Origin of the sequence: Pseudomonas sp. KBW05 (assembly GCF_003852405.1) — a bacterium.
GTDB lineage: Bacteria > Pseudomonadota > Gammaproteobacteria > Pseudomonadales > Pseudomonadaceae > Aquipseudomonas.
The window spans coordinates 274-14,424 of the sequence record NZ_QAJM01000046.1 but is presented as its reverse complement, the minus strand read 5'-3'; the positions used below and the strand labels follow the sequence as shown (position 1 = coordinate 14,424).

The 14,151-nt window shown below is 59.4% G+C and carries 13 protein-coding genes and 1 pseudogene; 6 read left to right on the top strand and 8 right to left on the bottom strand.

Annotation, left to right across the window (positions count from 1 at the left end; translation table 11 throughout):
* From DBR46_RS28115 to DBR46_RS28100, 4 genes are all read left to right on the top strand, one after another.
* A partial coding sequence (locus tag DBR46_RS28115; RefSeq protein ID WP_148090403.1) for an RNase A-like domain-containing protein occupies positions 1–2,334 on the top strand: 2,334 nt, incomplete at its 5' end.
* Positions 2,331–2,648 carry a contact-dependent growth inhibition system immunity protein gene (locus tag DBR46_RS28110; protein ID WP_124529387.1) on the top strand — a complete coding sequence of 106 codons (318 nt, stop codon included), beginning with the start codon at positions 2,331–2,333 and terminating at the stop codon, positions 2,646–2,648. The genes DBR46_RS28115 and DBR46_RS28110, both read left to right, overlap by 4 nt.
* 96 nt (positions 2,649–2,744) lie before the next feature.
* Complete coding sequence (locus tag DBR46_RS28105; protein ID WP_158619165.1) at positions 2,745–3,179, top strand: contact-dependent growth inhibition system immunity protein; 435 nt, start codon at positions 2,745–2,747, stop codon at positions 3,177–3,179.
* A 66-nt stretch (positions 3,180–3,245) separates the two neighbouring features.
* Entirely contained in the window at positions 3,246–3,659 is a 414-nt protein-coding gene (locus DBR46_RS28100; RefSeq protein WP_124529385.1) for a hypothetical protein, read from the top strand.
* 105 nt (positions 3,660–3,764) lie between these two features.
* Here DBR46_RS28100 and DBR46_RS28095 read toward each other — a convergent pair whose 3' ends face one another.
* Both DBR46_RS28095 and DBR46_RS28090 read right to left on the bottom strand, forming a co-directional pair.
* Positions 3,765–4,352 (bottom strand): NUDIX domain-containing protein, encoded by a 588-nt coding sequence (locus DBR46_RS28095; protein ID WP_124529382.1) that lies wholly within the window; start codon positions 4,350–4,352, stop codon positions 3,765–3,767.
* Positions 4,353–4,363: 11 nt separating this feature from the next.
* Positions 4,364–5,221 (bottom strand): SDR family NAD(P)-dependent oxidoreductase, encoded by an 858-nt coding sequence (locus tag DBR46_RS28090; RefSeq protein ID WP_124529380.1) that lies wholly within the window; start codon positions 5,219–5,221, stop codon positions 4,364–4,366.
* A 162-nt stretch (positions 5,222–5,383) separates the two neighbouring features.
* On the opposite strand from DBR46_RS28090, the gene DBR46_RS28085 reads away from it, so the two are divergent.
* Positions 5,384–6,310 (top strand): alpha/beta hydrolase, encoded by a 927-nt coding sequence (locus tag DBR46_RS28085; RefSeq protein WP_124529378.1) that lies wholly within the window; start codon positions 5,384–5,386, stop codon positions 6,308–6,310.
* Positions 6,311–6,502: 192 nt separating this feature from the next.
* Here DBR46_RS28085 and DBR46_RS28080 read toward each other — a convergent pair whose 3' ends face one another.
* A complete protein-coding gene (locus DBR46_RS28080; RefSeq protein WP_124529376.1) occupies positions 6,503–7,663 on the bottom strand; it encodes an alpha-hydroxy acid oxidase in 1,161 nt (386 codons plus the stop codon).
* A gap of 121 nt (positions 7,664–7,784) precedes the next feature.
* On the opposite strand from DBR46_RS28080, the gene DBR46_RS28075 reads away from it, so the two are divergent.
* A complete protein-coding gene (locus tag DBR46_RS28075) occupies positions 7,785–8,570 on the top strand; it encodes a DeoR/GlpR family DNA-binding transcription regulator (RefSeq protein WP_124529374.1) in 786 nt (261 codons plus the stop codon).
* A 59-nt stretch (positions 8,571–8,629) separates the two neighbouring features.
* Here DBR46_RS28075 and DBR46_RS28070 read toward each other — a convergent pair whose 3' ends face one another.
* From DBR46_RS28070 to DBR46_RS28045, 5 genes and pseudogenes are all read right to left on the bottom strand, one after another.
* Positions 8,630–8,836, bottom strand: coding sequence for a PLDc N-terminal domain-containing protein (locus tag DBR46_RS28070; RefSeq protein ID WP_017737271.1), 207 nt, complete (start codon positions 8,834–8,836; stop codon positions 8,630–8,632).
* Positions 8,837–8,920: 84 nt separating this feature from the next.
* Positions 8,921–9,130 carry a DUF3079 domain-containing protein gene (locus DBR46_RS28065; RefSeq protein ID WP_124529372.1) on the bottom strand — a complete coding sequence of 70 codons (210 nt, stop codon included), beginning with the start codon at positions 9,128–9,130 and terminating at the stop codon, positions 8,921–8,923.
* A 238-nt stretch (positions 9,131–9,368) separates the two neighbouring features.
* Positions 9,369–10,988 (bottom strand): methyl-accepting chemotaxis protein, encoded by a 1,620-nt coding sequence (locus tag DBR46_RS28060; protein ID WP_124529370.1) that lies wholly within the window; start codon positions 10,986–10,988, stop codon positions 9,369–9,371.
* A gap of 67 nt (positions 10,989–11,055) precedes the next feature.
* The gene (locus tag DBR46_RS28055) at positions 11,056–11,751 is read right to left on the bottom strand and encodes an anaerobic ribonucleoside-triphosphate reductase activating protein (RefSeq protein WP_124529367.1); all 696 of its coding nucleotides are present in this window, start codon (positions 11,749–11,751) and stop codon (positions 11,056–11,058) included.
* Positions 11,751–13,925: pseudogene (locus DBR46_RS28045) on the bottom strand (ribonucleoside triphosphate reductase); the annotation flags it as partial. The pseudogene DBR46_RS28045 and the gene DBR46_RS28055, both read right to left, overlap by 1 nt.
* Positions 13,926–14,151 lie beyond the last annotated feature (226 nt).

The window sequence follows — 14,151 nt, the reverse complement described above, 5'->3', positions numbered from 1 at the left end:
AGGACTGATCCAGACGGCAATACCACGGACTACAGCTACAACAAACACGGGCAACTGACCGGGGTTTGGTATCCCGATCACAGCGGCCATCGGCTGGTGTGGAATGAGCGTGGGCAGTTGGTTGAGGAACAGTTGCCCAATGGCGGTATCAAGCGCTATCGCTATAACGATGTTGGGCGCCAGGTTGCGCGCGAGGATGAACACGGTGCGCTAACCCAGTACCAGTGGGACAGCGTGGGTCGGTTGATTCGTGTGGTTTTGCCAGACGATTCGACGCGGGAATACAGCTACAACCCGTATGGAAAAATCACCGCTGAATGCGATGAATTGGGGCATGTCACCCGCTACGAATATGCGGATGGCCTGCACCTCATCAGTCGCCGCATTAATGCTGACGGCACCCAGGTCAAATACCGCTACGACAACGTGCGGTTACTGCTGACCGAGATCGAAAACGAAGTCGGCGAAATCTATGGGTTGCAGTACCACCCCAACGGCCTGATCCAACAGGAAACCGGCTTCGACGGCCAGCGCACGGCCTACCTCTACGACCTCAACGGCAACCTGCGGGAAAAAACCGAACACGGCGATGACGGCAGTCAGCTCGTCACCCGCTACGAGCGCGATTTCGCCGGCCGCCTCGTACGAAAAACCCTGCCCGATGGCAACCTTGTCGATTACACCTACGACCGCCAAGGCAACCTCCTGGGCGTCGAAGACGGCCACTGGTCATTGGCCTACGAATACGACCGACAAAACCGCCTCACCGCCGAACACCAAGGCTGGGGCACCTTGCGCTACGACTACGACACCTGTGGCCAACTGCAACACCTGCGCCTGCCGGATAACAACCGTGTCACCTTCAACCACGGCAAGGGCGGTCACTTGGCCACCGTCGAACTGAACGGTGAAACCCTCACCTCCCACCTGTTCAAAGCCGGCCAGGAACACCAGCGCCAACAAGGCCAACTGCTCAGCCACTACCACTACGACGACCAGCAGCGCCTGCACGCCCACACCGTCACCCAGCAGCAAAACCACCTCTACCGCCGCCAATACGACTACGACAAAACCGGCAACCTGACCCGCATCCTCGACACCCGCAAGGGCGAACACCACTACAGCTACGACCCTCTAAATCGCCTGACCCGCGCCGACCATTCCCAGGATCACCAGGAACGTTTCGCCCACGACCCGGCCGGCAATCTATTGATGCAAAACCGCCCCGGCCCGGACATCGTCGCGGGCAATCGGCTAATGATCCAGGGGGATCGGCACTACGACTATGACGCGTTCGGCAACCTGATCCGTGAACGGCGCGGCAAAGGCCATCAACTCGTCACCCAATACCGCTACGACTGCCAGCATCGGCTGATCGCCGTCACAACACCGGACGGACAAACCGTCAGCTACCGCTACGACCCCTTCGGTCGACGCATCAGCAAAACCGTTGACGGCCTGACGACCGAGTTCTTCTGGCAAGGCGACAAACTGATCGCCGAACACCATGCGGATCGCCATCGCAGCTACCTCTACGAACCCAACAGCTTCCGCCCGCTGGCCCTGCTGGAAGGCTTCGGTCCAAAAGCCACCCAGGCCTATCACTACCAACTGGACCACCTCGGCACACCGCAGGAACTGACAACCCCAAGCGGCGAAATCGCCTGGTCCGCCCACTACCGCGCCTACGGCGAAATCACCCGCCTCGACGTCGGAAAAATCGACAACCCGTTGCGTTTCCAAGGCCAATACTTCGACGCGGAAAGCGGGCTGCACTACAACCGGCATCGCTACTACAATCCGGATATTGGTCGCTACCTGACGCCGGACCCGGTGAAGTTGGCGGGGGGGATCAATGGGTATCGGTATGTACCCAATCCGACGGGGTGGATTGATCCGCTAGGACTGAGCTGTAAAGACACAAATTGTCCGGAGGGACCGTTTAGCACAATAGTTCCTGGGGGAGGTCTAGCAGCACACGAGGCGGCAGGAGGACATCTTATGAAAAAGCACGTTGGTAGAACGGATCAACAATTAAAAGATCGTTTGAAGAACGAACCAAATGTACCTACAGCCTCGACCTTTCCAGATCGAGCCACAGCAGAGTCAGCAGTATCAAAAGTAATCGACGGCAACCAATCCAAAATAAGTGATTTCCTTAAGGGCAAAGACAACCAAATTGTAGTTATTGAAAAAGCCTCAGAGCCTGTAGGAACTAGCTGGAAGCGTGGAGCTAAGTCAGCGGTTCCTGGCGCAGAGATTTACCTTATTATCCGAAAAGATAAAAAGATGCCTACCGGCTATAGAATTCACACTGGATACCCGAACCCATGAATCAGGATTACCCCGAATTACAGCAGTTCCTGGCAGGCTACTTTAGCCAAGACTGGGTTGATGAACACGAAAGCGCTGACGACGTGATTCACTTTTTCATTTCCGAAGTATCGAAAGAGTCGCTCAAAAAAGTGCAACAGGAACTCAAAAAACTCATACTAACCGACCTGACAGAGCAAGAACTCCAGAACTACCTATTTACTAAAATCGGATGCGCGTACTACTATCCAAATGAATGGAAAGACGGAAAAACATGGCTTCGTCACATCGCCTCAACACTAACAAAAGACAGGAACCAATCAAAATCTCAGTAATCCCCTCATCGGGGGGAACGATACCCAGTACCTGACATCAAAAATGTCGCGCCCCTGATGATAATCACCTATCACTGACCGAATACTCAGTAGAAAATGAATAAACCACTAACAGAACTCCAGCAATTTATGGGCGCGTACTTCAACCAGGACTGGGCAGAGGATCACCCCTCGCCCGACGACGTAATTGACACGTTCTTACAAGACTCGCCTAAAGACGTCATCATTACCGTCAGAAAAGAAATTTTAGACTTGATAAGCTCACATACAAATGAGTCAGCCCTTCAAGAAAATCTGCTATGTGAACAGTACTGCCATTACCACTACCCCTATCAGTGGAAATCAGGAAAATCATGGCTTGAGCACGTAGTCAGTATGTTCGACGAGTCTTTGAGGTACAAACGTAATGCGAATAGACCAGTTAAACCGGAGGACGCCATTCGGAAGCAGGACGAGTTTTTAAGGCCTGCCCCTCCACACGAACACCCACCTGCGGACTGGCAAGCCTTATCAAGGCAGGATAGCGTCTAGTCGCACGTAAAGAAGGACTCGTCATGGACTTGACGAAATGAACAGCAAATCAATGGATAACAAAAAATGGCGACACCAATGATAAAAAAACCAGACCCCATACTAAGTACGATCAAGCAAGCAACGGTGATAGCAATCGATGAACTCGTAGACGAAGAGGTCACACTGCTCATTGACGGAACGTTAGTCACGTGCTTCGCCAGCTACTTCCCGTACGAAATCAAAGTAGGGATGACTTATGCCGTTGAACTGACTTTATATTTATCTGAACATTACGAGACCCAAAAAATCAGTTCAACCAGCATTCTGATCGAACGAATAGATAACAGTTTTGCTTATGTTCTCTACGGAACATTAAACAACAACACCTTCAACACATTTACGTTATTGACGGTTGACGGGATCCACCATGACCATCCAGATCTTAACGACTCACTTATAAAATTAACGGTAGAACGAATTGATGTGGCCTTTCTATAAAAGCTACAGCCGCCACCCACAACACCGCCCCACAGCTTGAGCTCACCACAAAGCGCAATCCGTGGGGCAAAAATCACCGATTCAAAACCAGCACAACCATCCGCCTCACCACCCCTCCTTCAACACCCTTAGCTCCAAACACTGCAACAACATAATCGTCTTCCCATCCACAATCTCCCCGCTCTGCACCATCCCCAGCGCCTGCTCAAACCCCAGCTCCAGCACCTCGATATCCTCACCCTCCTCTTCCAACCCACCGCCCGACCCCACTCGATCCCCCGGCTGATACTCCCCCAAAAAGAAGTGAATCCGCTCCGTCACCGACCCCGGGCTCATGAACGCGGCATACACCTTCTCCACATGCCCCACGCGATAGCCCGTCTCTTCTTCCGCTTCCAGGCGAATGCGTTCTTCGGGGCTGGCGTTGTCGAGCAACCCGGCGGCGGTTTCGATCAGGTAGCCGGGGTAGTCGTTGACGAAGGTGGGCATGCGGAACTGACGGATCAGCAACACGGTGCGTTGCGCGCGGTTGTACAGCAGGATCGTCGCACCATTGCCACGGTCGTACACCTCGCGGGTCTGGGCTTGCCAGCTGCCGTCGCGGCGGCGCAGGTCGAAGCTGTATTTTTTCAGCAGGTACCAGTTGTCCGAGAGGGTTTCTTCGGCGGTGATGCGAACGGGGCTTTGGTTCATGGTTGGTTTTCTCACGAAAGGGGAAGCGCTTGTTTGATGCTATCCCAGGCGGCTGCGACTTCTTGCGCAGTGCCCGCTTTGATCCGGGCCAGGTTGCGCGGGTAGTCCACGCCGGGGTTTTCGGTGAAGCGCGTGGCGGTGAATTGGCCGTTGCTGGCACGCAGGATGTAACCCGTGTCCTCGCACTGCGCCGATGCCAGGAACAGCACGCCCGGCGTCACCCACTCGGGTTTGAGCTCGTCCGGCGCCTCGGTCACGCCCCACATGCGTGTCTTGGCCACCGGTGAGATCGCGTTGACCCGAATCCCCGCTTGCGCGCCTTCATGGCCCAGCGCATTCATGATCCCCAGTTGCGCCATCTTGCCGGCGCTATAGGCCACCAGGCCGGTCTGCTCGTACTGCGCGTACATGGCGCGGTCGGAGGTGGTGAGGATGATGCGTGGCGCGCAGGATTGCAGCAGGTGTGGCCAGGCGTGCTTGCATAGCCACAGCGGCGCATAGAGGTTGATGTCCATGGCGCGTTGCAGGAACGCGGCGTCGAGGTCTTCGATGCGTTGGTAACCCACCCAGCCGGCGTTGTGAATCAGGATGTCGAGTTGGCCAAAGGTTTCGATCGTCACGTGGATCAGTTGCCGGCAACCGTCATCCGTGGACAGGTCGCCACTGTGGCCGATCACGTTCAGGCCTTCGGCCTGCAGTGCGGCGGCAGCGGCCTGGGCCACCGTCCCATCGTTGCCGGAGCCCACCGTGTCGGCGCCGATATCACTGATGACCACCCGCGCCCCGCCCTGGGCCAACGCCCGCGCATAGCTGAGCCCCAATCCGCGTGCCCCGCCGGTGACGATGGCTGTCTTGCCGGTGAAATCCATGTACTTGCCCTCCTGTTTGGCCGATCACCCTAACAATCCCTGCATGCATTGTTCAATGCTGTAACACTTTGCAAGCAATCCCCGTTTACGACTGTCGAATTAATTCCTGCCTGTACGGGCCATCTGTTAAAACCCCTGCTTCACCTTCGTCCTGGAACCTTCATGTCTTCACGTTTTCTGTCGCGCCTGCGCCTGCGCTGGTTGCCCTTGATGTGCATGGCGCTGCTGATCGTCGGCCTGCCGGTAGGTTGCAGCGTGCTGCAACAAAAAGAACGCGAGCTGGTATTTCGTATCGAACCGGGCACCGCCGGCTGGTACACCGGCCTGCCCAAGGCCGTGCAGGAGTTCGAACTCAAGCCCGCCAGTTTCAAGCCAGGGCAGAACATCCATGCCTGGTGGTACCCGGCAGCCAAGAAAGACGCGCCCGCCATCCTCTACCTCCACGGCGTGCGCTGGAACCTCACCGGGCAGCTGTTTCGCATCGAGCAATTGCACGCCCTGGGTTACTCGGTGCTGGCCATCGACTATCGCGGTTTCGGCCAGAGCCACGGCGAGCTGCCGTCGGAAACCACGGTGTACGAAGATGCGCGCGTCGCCTGGGAACGCTTCCAGACCCTGCAACCCGACCCGAGCAAACGCCTGATCTATGGGCATTCCCTCGGCGGTGCCGTGGCCATCGACCTCGCGGCCGAACTGGGCAAGCAGGTGCCGTTGCCGGTGCGCGGGTTGGTGATCGAGTCCACCTTTACCTCGTTGGCGGATGTCGCCACCGCCGTGGCGAATACCTCGCTGCCGGTGCGCTGGTTGCTGTCGCAGAAGTTCGATTCCATCGACAAGATCGCCGATATCCATATGCCGCTGCTGGTGGTGCATGGCCTCGATGATCGCTATGTGCCGCCGCGTTTCAGCGAGCAGTTATTCAAAGCCGCCCTGGAACCCAAGCGCTTGTTGCTGGTGCCCGGCGCCAGCCATAACAACAGCATGAGCCTGGCCGGTCGCAGTTATGGCCAGGCGCTGGACAAACTGATGCAAGCGCAGATGCCGGCCCAGGTGGTGACGCACTCCACAGGCCGCAACGGCGACTCGTAAAAGCGCTTTTCGGCACTGGGTTCGCGCTTGCGTGTCAAGCGCAAACCCTGGCCATACTGGCCCGCGCGGAAAGTTGATCAAATATTGACCTTTGGTTAAATCGCCATACCTGCCGGGGTCTTGCAAAGTTATCCACAGAGATACCCACGGTTTTCGTGGACAACTCTTTTTACTTTTTTACGATTTTTTTGCTCAGTAAATGCTTTCGGGAAATGTACCCGGCAGCAAAATCTCGCGATTCACATCGCGTATATCGTTATAGCCACACAGGGCCATCGTCACGTCCAGTTCGCGGGCAATGATGTCGAGGGCCTTGGTCACGCCCGCCTCGCCCATCGCGCCCAAACCATACAAGTGCGGACGCCCGATCATGGTGCCTTTGGCCCCCAGTGCCATCGCCTTGAGTACGTCCTGGCCGGAACGGATACCACCGTCGAGCCACACTTCGATGCGCTCCCCCACCGCTTCGACAATCGCCGGCAATTGGCTGATGCTCGACGGTGCGCCGTCCAGTTGACGGCCACCGTGATTGCTCACCACCAGCGCGTCCGCACCGGCGTTGGCCGCCAGCCGCGCGTCTTCCACATCGAGGATGCCCTTGATGATCAGCTTGCCGCCCCAGCACTTCTTGATCCACTCCACATCGTCCCAGCTCAGGCGCGGGTCGAATTGCTGGGCAGTCCACGACGACAGCGAACTCATGTCCGCCACGCCTTTGACATGCCCGACGATATTGCCGAAACCACGACGCTTTGTGCCGAGCATGCCCATCACCCAGCGCGGCTTGGTGGCCATGTTGAGGATATTCGGCAAGGTCAGCTTGGGCGGCGCCGACAGGCCGTTGATCAGGTCCTTGTGGCGTTGCCCGAGGATTTGCAGGTCGAGGGTCAACACCAATGCGTCCACGCCAGCGGCCTTGGCCCGCTCGATCAGTTGCTCGATAAAGCTGCGGTCGCGCATCACATACAACTGGAACCAGAACGGCTGGCCGACGTGTTCGGCGATGTCTTCCAGCGAACAGATGCTCATGGTCGACAAGGTATAACGCAGGCCAAACGCGGCGGCGGCGCGGGCGGTGAGAATCTCGCCATCGGCATGCTGCATGCCGGCCAAACCGGTAGGTGCCAGCGCCACCGGCATCGCCATGTCCTGGCCGATCATGGTGGCGCGGATCGAACGTTCATCGATATTGCGCGCCACCCGTTGGCGGAATTTGATGCGGGCAAAATCGCTTTCATTTGCCCGGTACGTGCTTTCAGTCCAGGAGCCGGAATCGGCGTAGTCGTAGAACATCCTGGGCACACGTTTTTGCGCGAGCTTGCGTAAATCTTCGATGGTGGTGATCAACGACATCTGAGTGACCTCTCCCTGGGCTGAGCACAGAGAGTAACCGCCCATCGGCGGCGCAACCAGCCATTGCGTTTACATCGGCGGGCGACTAATCTCGCACAAAACCGCATAAAGGCGCACAAACATGCACGACACCCATGCCGCCATCGACCTGCCTTCGTTGCGCAAACAGAAAATCCTGTTGCTGCTGGAGCGCGACGGCAAAGTCACCGCCGCCGACTTGGTGGAGCACTTTGCCGTGTCCCCGGACACCATCCGCCGCGACCTCGGCGAACTCGCCGCCGCAGGCCTGTTGCAACGGGTACACGGTGGCGCCCTGCCCCGGCCCAAGGACACCGGCAAGGACTTCTTCACCCGGGTGGGCGAGACCAACGAAGCCAAGCGCCACCTCGCACAACTGGCTGCCGACCGGGTCGAAGACGGCCAGATCGTGCTGTTCGATTCCGGTTCGACCACCTTGCAGATCGCCCAGTCACTGCCGCGTTCGATCCGCCTGACCGTGGTCACGCCGTCGCCGATGATCGCCATCGCGCTGGCGGACCATCCCGAGGTGAAAGTGATCCTCGCGGGCGGCCAACTCAACCCGGCGACCTTGTCCACCAGCGGCCACGAAGCCGTGCGCCTGATTCAAAGCGTGAAGGCCGACCTGCTGTTTACCGGGGTGTGTGCGCTGCACCCGCAGGTCGGCATCACCTCCCTGCATTTTGATGAAGTGGCGGTCAAGCAAGCCCTGCTCGACAGCGCCTCCCAGGTGATTGCGGTGACCATGGCGGACAAACTGGGCGCGGTGGAACCCTTTGTGGTGGCGCCATGCAGCCGCATTCACACACTGATTACCGAGTGGCATGTGCCCAGTGTGGAGGTCTATGAGCAGTTGGGGTTGGAAGTGTTGCGGGTGGAAGTCGAATAGGTCATCACTCCAGAATGAAAACCGGCGCCTCAGAGGCGCCGGTATTTTTCATGCACGTTTCAGCCCTTGCGATGCTCCGGCATCTGGCGCTTGGGTCCGAACATCGCCCAGGCAATCAAGCCCAGCAGCGGCACGAAGATCAGGATCACCAGCCACAAGCCCTTGCTCTCCCAGCCCCCCGTGCTACGCAGTACGGTATTGATCGCCCACAATTCCAACACCAGCAGAATCACGGCCAAACCGATCCAGATATATTGAATTTCCATGCTTCACCTCCCAGGTCGTATGGGTTAGGTCAAGCATCGGCCCCGAGGGTTCATTAAAAGTTCTGCGACAAGGAAAAAACCCGCTCAGGCCACTGACGGTTCATCGGTCACTGGCGGCTCTGGGGCAAGTCCCCAATCGCCGTGCTCGTACCAGTCATCCCCGAGCATCTCCGCCGGGTGCATGGTGCGGTCGGCGCCATTGCCGCAGGCCAGGTCGGTCGCGGCGCAATAACGATCACAGCCCCAGCAGATGCGCTCGGGATGCTTGGGGTGCAGTGGGAAAGGCTTGGCCATGATGAGAGTTCCTGGCGGCGAGCGATGACTGCAAGCTACCCTCATTGTCCACGCCGAGTCTTGACCGACATCAATCGGGTTTGACCCGAAATGGCTGATACAGACTGAACCCAATGTGGGAGCGGGCTTGCTCGCGAATGCGGTACATCAGTATCAGATGTGTTGACTGACACACCGCTTTCGCGAGCAAGTCGAATCGTCGCACCGCCGCTCCCACACAAGCCGCCTACTCCAGCCCTCAGACCTTGAACCGCGCCACCGTCTGGTGCAGCGCACTCGCCATCCCCGCCAGGTCATGCCCCGCCGTTTCGGTATGCAACGCGCCCTGCAACACCTGCTGCGACAAGTTGCGAATCCCCACCAGGTTGCGATCCACCTCCCGCGCCACCAGCGCCTGCTCCTCGGTGGCGCTGGCAATCATCAGGTTGCGTTCGTTGATCTGCGAGATCGAGCGGGTGATTTCCTCCAGCGCTTCACCCGAGCGTTGCGCCACGCCGAGGGTCGCCTGCACGCGCTCGCTGCTACTGTGCATCGCCGACACGGCGTGTTCGGTGTCTTGGCGGATATTGCCGATCATCTGCTCGATTTCCTGGGTCGAGGCCTGGGTGCGATGGGCCAGCGCGCGCACCTCATCAGCCACCACCGCAAACCCGCGCCCGGCATCGCCCGCCCGGGCGGCTTCGATGGCGGCGTTGAGGGCCAGCAGGTTGGTCTGGTCGGCAATGCTGCGGATCACTTCGAGCACGCCGCTGATGTCTTGCACGCGCCCGGCCAGTTGCTGGATACGCTCCGAGGTTTCCACCACGCCGGTGGCCAGGGTGTTGATCGACGCCACGGTTTCCTGGACCTGGGCCCGCCCGCGCTGGGCCGTCTGTTCCGACAGGCGCGACGCCTCGCTGGTGCTCACCGCATTGCGCGCGACTTCATCCACGGCGGCGGTCATTTCGTTGACCGCCGTGGCCGCCTGTTCGATCTCCTGGCCCTGGGACTGCAAGCTGCCGCTGGTCTGGCTGCTGACCGCGCTGAGTTCTTCGGAAGAGCTGGCCACGCCGTCCACCGAGGCTGCGATGTGGCGCACCATCTGGTTAAGGTTCTGCTGCATATGGTGCAGGTTGCGCATCACGCTGCCGTCGGCACTGTTGCCCAGCGGCACGTCGATGGTCAGGTCGCCCTCGGCGATGTGGCTCAATACGCGCGCCACCTCATCCGGTTCGCCGCCCAACGGCCGGGTCACGCTGCGGGTGACGATCACGGCGGCCGTGACCACCAGGGCCAGGCACAGCAGGAACAGCCCGATCATGTTGCGTCGTGCCTCGTCATACAGGCTCTGCGCCGCCTGTTCACGCTCGCTGAACAACCGCCCTTGCATCGCCATCAGCGCGTCCAGGCTCTTGAACACCTGCGCTTCGGCCGGCATCACCTGTTGCTTGAGCTGGGCCAGGCCCTGTTCACGGGCACCTTGCTTGATCAGTGCCTGCACCTGGGTAAACGCCGCCACGTAGGTTTCGCGATGGCTTTTCAACGTGGCGTAGGCGGCCTTGCCTTCGGCACTGTCGAGCAGCGGCTCAAGGGTGGCGAAGGCCTCGGTGATGCGCTGGCGCGTGGTGCCGATGGCCTCCTGGGCCTGCTGATTGTCCTGGCTGATCAACAGGTCGCGGGTGTTGCGCCCGTTATCACGCACGCCGGTGGCGATCACCATGATGGGGGCGATGCGCGGCCAATCCTGCTGCACGATCTGCTCGGATTGCTGCTTGAGGGTTGCCAGGTCGTGCAAGGCGTAAAACACCAAGCCCACCAGGGCCAGCGGCGCAATCGCGAAGCCGATGACAATGCGTTGTGCCGTGGTTAACTGCGTCATTCTTAACATTCCTTGATGAACACCTGCCCACGATGGGCAGCATCTTTAAAATCCAACCGAGGGCTGATCACCCTCGCAATACAAAAGCGGGAAACAACTCGTGCAGACGGCCCCACAACTCCGGCAAGCGGGCCTGCGCCGGTGAAGTCGCCAGTTGCGGATCGAGCATGCTCGCCGTGCGCACCAGCTGTACGGCAAAGCGCTGCACACCCAAGGCCTGCAAACGCTGGGCCAGCAGCAACAAGCGTGGCGGATCGATCAAGTGCCAATGCACGGTGGTGCGGCATTCGTAATCCACACCACTGGCCAGCAGGGTGTCGAGGCTGCGCCAGTTGGCTGTGCCGCTGCCCTTGACCTGGGTGACCGACGGGCAATCCTCGGCCAGCGCCTTGACGTCAAAGCCGACCCAGTCGGCATGGCGCAAGGCATTGGCAAACCCTGCCGGCTTGATCCCGGCGCTGTGCAGGCCAATGCGAAACCCCATCGCGCGCACTTCATCCATGGCCGCCGGCAAGCCTTCCTGCAAGGTCGGCTCGCCACCGCTGAACACCACCGCATCGAGCAAATCCTGGCGGCGCTGCAGAAACAGCAATACCCGGCGCCAATCCATCTCCGTGCTTGCGCGCGGCGGGATCAGGTCCGGGTTATGGCAATACCGACACCGCCAGGCACAGCCCTGGCAGAACAGCACGCAGGCGAGCATGCCGGGGTAGTCGAGGGTGGTCAGGGGCACCAGGCCCCCGACCCGTAGCGCTCGACTCATTGGCGCACGGCCACGGCGGCGGTTTCGGTGAAGTGCACGCGCTCCTTGTGTTCGGACTGCTTGCCGGGGTTGAACGCCGACACCGGTCGGTGATAACCCATCACCCGGGTCCAGACTTCGCAGCGCTGACGTTGTGGCTGGGTTGCTTGCATGGTGAATCTCCTTGGGGTTGAAAAAACTTATTGAGCCGCGGCCAAGACCTCATCGCACTTCGGACAAAACTCGTGTTCGCCCGCGAGATAGCCGTGCACCGGGCAGATCGAAAACGTCGGCGTGACCGTGAGGTACGGCAGGCGGAAACGTCCCAGCGCCTTGCGCACCAATTGCTTGCAGGCCTGGGTCGAAGAAATCTGTTCGGCCATATAAAGGTGCAACACGGTGCCGCCGGTGTACTTGCATTGCAGTTCGTCTTGCAGCTCCAGGGCCTCGAACGGGTCCTGGGTAAAGCCCACCGGCAATTGCGAAGAATTGGTGTAGTACGGCGCGACGTCGCTGCCGGCTTGCAGGATGTGCGGGTAGCGCTTGCGGTCTTCCTTGGCGAAACGGTAGGTGGTGCCTTCCGCCGGCGTCGCTTCGAGGTTGTAGAGGTGGCCGGTGTCTTCCTGGAAACGCAGCAAGGTGGCACGCACATGGTCGAGCAGCTTGAGGGCGAATTCACGGCCCTGGGCGGTGTGCATGCCCTGCTCGTCACCGCTGAAATTGCGCAGCATCTCGTGCATGCCATTGAGGCCGATGGTGGAGAAGTGATTGCGCAGCGTGCCCAGGTAGCGCTTGGTATACGGGTAGAGGCCGGCATCCATATGGTGCTGGATCACCTTGCGCTTGACCTCCAGGCTTTCCATGGCCAGTTGCATCAGTTGGTCGAGACGTTGCAGCAGGCCCGAGGTATCGCCCTTGAACAGGTAACCCAGGCGCGCGCAGTTGATCGTCACCACGCCCAGGCTGCCGGTCTGCTCCGCCGAACCGAACAAACCACCGCCGCGTTTGAGCAACTCGCGCACGTCCAATTGCAGGCGGCAGCACATTGAGCGCACCTGGTTGGGCTGCATATCGGAATTGAGGAAGTTCTGGAAATACGGCAAGCCATAGCGTGCCGTCATCTCGAACAGGCGATCGGCGTTGGCGCTGTCCCAGGGGAAATCATGGGTGATGTTGTAGGTCGGGATCGGGAAGGTGAACACCCGGCCCTTGGCGTCCCCGGCCTGCATCACTTCGATGTAGGCGCGGTTGAGCAGCTCCATTTCGTCTTGCAGCTCGCCATAGGCAAACGGCATTTCTTCACCGCCGATCACCGGCACTTGCTCGCGCAGATCCTCGGGGCACACCCAGTCGAACGTCAGGTTGGTGAACGGCGTCTGGGTGCCCCAGCGCGACGGCACGTTGAGGTTGTAGATGAACTCCTGCACCGCCTGGCGCACTTCGGGGTAGCTCAGCTGATCCTTGCGCACATAGGGCGCCAGGTAGGTGTCGAACGAACTGAACGCCTGCGCCCCGGCCCATTCGTTTTGCAGGGTGCCGAGGAAGTTGACCATCTGCCCCAACGCGCTGCTCAAGTGCTTGGGCGGCCCCGCCTCGACCCGCCCTGGTACACCGTTGAGGCCTTCGTGCAGCAACGAGCGTAGCGACCAACCGGCGCAGTAGCCGGCGAGCATGTCCAGGTCGTGGATATGCAGATCGGCTTCACGGTGGGCGCGGCCGATCTGTTCGCTGTAGACCTCGTCGAGCCAGTAATTGGCGGTGACTTTGCCTGACACGTTGAGCACCAGGCCGCCGAGGGAATAGCCCTGGTTGGCGTTGGCCTGGACGCGCCAGTCTTCGCGGTCGAGGTATTCGTTCATGGAGGTGGCGACTTCTACCAGGGTCTTGCGGTCGCGGCGCAGGCGGCCGTGTTGTTCGCGGTAGACGATGTAGGCGCGCATTGAGCGGAAGTGGCCGGCGTCCATCAATACGCGCTCGACGCTGTCCTGGATTTGTTCTACGTCCAGGTGTTCGATGCCTCTTAGGCGGGCCAACACGGCGCCCAGTAGTAAGTCGGCGTCGGTGGGTTGGTATTCGGTGGTGGCGTTGCCGGCGGCGATCAGGGCTTGGCGGATTTTTTCGGCGTCGAAGGGGGCCAGGGTGCCGTCGCGCTTATGGAGGTGGGTGCTGGCCAGCGGGGTGAGAGCGGTTTGCATTGGGGGCTCCTAGCACTGCATATAGATGTTTTTTGTTTACTGGGCACAATATGTAGTGATGGTACGGAGGTTGGTTTGGGGGGCCATTGATCGGGGTCAAGTTTTTTCAGATCGGGTGTATATCCGTTTCTTCGGTAACGGCGGCTTATGGTTCCGCCCTTACGGCGGGTCACTTTTGGAAAAGAGCCCCAAAAGTAACCAAAAGGGCTCTTGCCCCAACACTCGG

Excerpts from the sequence above, each read along its gene's own strand:
- DBR46_RS28110 (WP_124529387.1), top strand. The coding sequence starts at position 2,331 with ATGAATCAGGATTACCCCGAATTACAGCAGTTCCTGGCAGGCTACTTT.
- DBR46_RS28105 (WP_158619165.1), top strand. The coding sequence starts at position 2,745 with ATGAATAAACCACTAACAGAACTCCAGCAATTTATGGGCGCGTACTTC.
- DBR46_RS28100 (WP_124529385.1), top strand. The coding sequence starts at position 3,246 with ATGGCGACACCAATGATAAAAAAACCAGACCCCATACTAAGTACGATC.
- DBR46_RS28095 (WP_124529382.1), bottom strand. The coding sequence starts at position 4,352 with ATGAACCAAAGCCCCGTTCGCATCACCGCCGAAGAAACCCTCTCGGAC.
- DBR46_RS28090 (WP_124529380.1), bottom strand. The coding sequence starts at position 5,221 with ATGGATTTCACCGGCAAGACAGCCATCGTCACCGGCGGGGCACGCGGA.
- DBR46_RS28085 (WP_124529378.1), top strand. The coding sequence starts at position 5,384 with ATGTCTTCACGTTTTCTGTCGCGCCTGCGCCTGCGCTGGTTGCCCTTG.
- DBR46_RS28080 (WP_124529376.1), bottom strand. The coding sequence starts at position 7,663 with ATGTCGTTGATCACCACCATCGAAGATTTACGCAAGCTCGCGCAAAAA.
- DBR46_RS28075 (WP_124529374.1), top strand. The coding sequence starts at position 7,785 with ATGCACGACACCCATGCCGCCATCGACCTGCCTTCGTTGCGCAAACAG.
- DBR46_RS28070 (WP_017737271.1), bottom strand. The coding sequence starts at position 8,836 with ATGGAAATTCAATATATCTGGATCGGTTTGGCCGTGATTCTGCTGGTG.
- DBR46_RS28065 (WP_124529372.1), bottom strand. The coding sequence starts at position 9,130 with ATGGCCAAGCCTTTCCCACTGCACCCCAAGCATCCCGAGCGCATCTGC.
- DBR46_RS28060 (WP_124529370.1), bottom strand. The coding sequence starts at position 10,988 with ATGACGCAGTTAACCACGGCACAACGCATTGTCATCGGCTTCGCGATT.
- DBR46_RS28055 (WP_124529367.1), bottom strand. The coding sequence starts at position 11,751 with ATGAGTCGAGCGCTACGGGTCGGGGGCCTGGTGCCCCTGACCACCCTC.